The organism is Pseudoalteromonas lipolytica (assembly GCF_900116435.1).
GTDB classification, from domain to species: domain Bacteria; phylum Pseudomonadota; class Gammaproteobacteria; order Enterobacterales; family Alteromonadaceae; genus Pseudoalteromonas; species Pseudoalteromonas lipolytica.
Window position 1 is genome coordinate 15,152 of sequence record NZ_FPAZ01000031.1, and the last position, 2,811, is coordinate 17,962.

General features: G+C 40.4%; 2 protein-coding genes. Both read left to right on the plus strand.

The window, feature by feature from the left end; all coding sequences use genetic code 11:
- The first annotated feature begins 326 nt into the window (after window positions 1-326).
- On the plus strand, window positions 327-2,399 hold the full coding sequence (locus tag BM378_RS19875; protein WP_074989859.1) for a M13 family metallopeptidase: 2,073 nt from the start codon (window positions 327-329) through the stop codon (window positions 2,397-2,399).
- 199 nt (window positions 2,400-2,598) lie between these two features.
- On the plus strand, window positions 2,599-2,811 hold a 213-nt coding region (locus BM378_RS20565), incomplete at its 3' end, for a transposase (RefSeq protein WP_501037671.1).

Below are 2,811 nucleotides of genomic sequence, written 5' to 3' on the forward strand. Positions count from 1 at the left end.
CCGTGAATCTTATAAAAGATGTTGCTGCGCAAACGCGCCATGCAAGCATAACGCCTACGGTTTAATGTAGGCGTGAAATTTATTTCGCGCGAAGGTGGCTAACTTCTAACCTCTATTTTCTATTTTCTATTTTCTATTTTCTATCTTTTAACCTCTAATTTTTTGTTTCATCGTTCAAATATGCAGCTCATCCCTTTTTGATAAAAATTGTTACATATTCGATTTTATTGTTTTGCATATGAGGTTTATTATGGGGGTAGCGAAAAACTACCTGCTATTATGGTTTTTCAATAGATACTTCAAAAACAATTAAGTACAGGACTCCCATGAAAAAAGTAACACTTACCGCTGCAAGTATTGCGCTTGCACTTGGTCTTGTTGGTTGTGGTGAAAAAGAACAAGAAATTAAAACACCTGCAACGGCAACCGTCACTGAAGCAAAAGCACCTTTAGATTCAGGTATTGAACTGGCGAACATGGACAAGTCTGTTCGTGCACAAGACGACTTTTACTATCACGTTAACGGTGAATGGCTAGAAAAAACAGAAATTCCAGGTGATAAATCAAACTACGGTTCATTCACTCAGCTTTATGATGATTCGCAAAAAGCGATGAAAGAAGTACTCGAAAAAGCCGCAGCAAATAAAAATGTTAAGCCAGGCTCTGACGAAGCTAAATTAGCTGCTTTCTATAACAGCTATATGGACGAAGCGGGCCGCGAAGCTGCGGGTATCAAACCATTAACGCCAATTCTTGAAAGTGTTGACGCAGTTAAGAATAAATCAGACCTCGTTACATTAATGGCTGAGTTACGTATTAAAGGCGGAAGCTTACCATTTGGTTGGTACGTAAATAACGACGCGAAAAACTCAAGCGAAAACGCGATGTATGTTTACCAATCAGGCCTAGGTTTACCTGACCGTGATTACTACTTAAAAGATGATGAAAAATTCACCAAGATTCGCGCAGCCTATGAAGCATACATTACTGCTATCTTAAGCAAAGCGGGTGTTGCTGATGCAGAAGCTGCTGCAAAAAATATCATCGCACTTGAAACAAGTATCGCTGATGCACAGTGGAGCCGCGTTGAAAGCCGTGATGCAACCAAATCTTATAACAAGATGAGCATTGCTGATGCGAATAAATTGACGGGTGAGTTCGATTTAGCTGCGTATTTTGATGCATCGGGCGTTAAAACTGACGACGTAATCGTTCGCCAGCCTAGCTACCTAGAAAAATTTGCAGGTATCTATAGCGATACTGATTTAGCAACATGGCAGAACTACCTTAAATTCCATTTTGTGAGCAATTACGCAGGTCTTTTAAATAAAGAGCTAGTAGACCTTAACTTTGATTTTTACAGCACAACACTTCGTGGTGTGACAGAGCAATCACCTCTGTGGAAAAAAGCAGTTGATGCCTCTAATGGTGTGTTAGGCGAAATTCTAGGTAAAGTATACGTTAAAGATAACTTCCCGCCTGAAGCAAAAGCGCGTATGGAAGAGCTGGTTGATAACGTAATTAAGGGCTACGCAGTTGCGATTGAAGGTCTTGAATGGATGAGCCCTGAAACGAAACTTGCTGCGAAAGAGAAGCTTGATAAGTTCACGCCTAAAATTGGTTATCCAGACAAGTGGAAAGACTACTCATCGCTTGAAATTAAAGGTGATGACCTCGTTGGTAACTACATTCGCTACAGCGAGTGGGAATTTGCAGACATGACTGCAAAAATAGGCAAGCCGGTAGACCGCTCTGAGTGGCACATGACACCACAAACGGTTAACGCTTACTACAATCCAGTAAATAACGAAATTGTATTCCCTGCAGCTATTTTACAACCGCCGTTCTTTAACCTAGAAGCCGATGACGCAGTAAACTACGGTGCTATTGGTGCGGTAATTGGCCACGAACTAGGCCATGGTTTCGACGACCAAGGCGCAAAATATGATGGTGACGGTAACTTACGTAACTGGTGGAGCGAATCAGATCTTAAACAGTTTGAAGAGCGCACAGGTCAACTTGTTGCTCAGTACAATGAGTACAAGCCGTTTGAAGATGCAAGCGTAAATGGTGAGCTGACACTTGGTGAAAATATTGGTGACTTAGGTGGCTTAACAGTTGCTTATACAGCCTATCAATTATCACTGGGTGATCAAAAAGCGCCAGTGATTGACGGCTATACCGGCGAGCAACGTTTCTTTATGGGCTGGTCACAAATCTGGCGTCGTAAATATCGTGATGAAGAGTTACGTACACGCCTAATGACAGACCCTCATTCACCAAGCCACTACCGTGTAATCGGTATTCTTTCAAACATGCCTGAGTTCTATGAGGCATTTGACGTGAAAGAAGGCGACAAAATGTATATCAAACCAGAAGATCGTGTGAAGATCTGGTAATAAACCACGGTTTGAAAAGAAGGCTCTGAGTGTTTGCTCAGAGCCTTTTTTGTATGTATATCATTGTAGGAGGCGTTTTAACGCCGAATTGTTTGGGTTTTTTTATTTAATGTTCACGGTTAAAGCCGTTTCTATGTATATTTATCTTGATTCTGTTTTATCTTTGACTAGGTTTAATACAGTGAATGGAGGGTTATGGATGACCGCACATTATCAAAATCTAAGAAAACATAGGGTATCAATTCCCTTTCATTACTACAGTGTTACAACTTCAACTCTTGATAGAAACTGTTATTTTTCTGACTTTAATAATGCTCGAGTCTTAATTAATACCTTAAAGGCTATAGAAGATATTAAAACTAGAACAATTTGCTTCGTTGTAATGCCTGATCATCTACATTGGTTATTTCAG

What these genes read in the sequence shown, in the direction of transcription:
- BM378_RS19875 (WP_074989859.1), top strand. Translation starts at nt 327, where the DNA reads ATGAAAAAAGTAACACTTACCGCTGCAAGTATTGCGCTTGCACTTGGT.